Here is a 509-nt window from a genome sequence, read left to right as displayed (position 1 = left end):
GGATCGAAGCCAAGCTATTGGTCAAACAGACAAGGCTGTAGACGTAGATGCGCTGCAAAGCCAATTAAAGCAGTTAGGCTCTGACACCAAAGTGGCTTATTTAACGCCAGGCCTTTGGTATTTATCGGGTAACGGATTAGAAAGCGTGAAGTTACAGGCGCAGGAACTTGCTCAGGCGTTGTAACCAAACAAGAAACGCACCAAACACCTGAAAGGGGGCGAACTCAATTCGTCCCCTTTTTGATGCTAAAAATGGCATAATGGCAAACATTCGAAGTATTTCATAATTAAGGGATGAGTCATGGCCAGAGGAAGACCTTCCAAAAAAGGCTTGATTGCAGAAACAGCTTTGACGTTATTTCAAGTATTGGGATATCAAGCTACTAGCATTGATCAAGTGGTATTAGAAGCGGGTGTGTCAAAGCCGACGGTCTACAGTAATTACCCGTCCAAATTATCGTTGTGGCAAGAAGTGCTTCGTCAAATTATCGAACGTAGCGAATTTGCTC

Annotated in this window: 2 protein-coding genes; both read left to right on the top strand. The window is 44.0% G+C overall.

The genetic code is table 11. The features are described from left to right. A partial coding sequence (locus GCE9029_RS26680; protein WP_197475453.1) for a hypothetical protein occupies positions 1-184 on the top strand: 184 nt, incomplete at its 5' end. Between the two features lie 117 nt (positions 185-301). Then, positions 302-509 (top strand): TetR/AcrR family transcriptional regulator (locus GCE9029_RS25635; protein WP_157487876.1); only part of this gene is annotated, 208 nt, incomplete at its 3' end.

It is taken from the genome of Grimontia celer (assembly GCF_900055185.1).
In the GTDB taxonomy this organism is placed as follows: Bacteria; Pseudomonadota; Gammaproteobacteria; order Enterobacterales; family Vibrionaceae; genus Enterovibrio; species Enterovibrio celer.
Note: the sequence above shows the minus strand (reverse complement) of the source record. Positions and strands in the feature narration are given on the sequence as shown.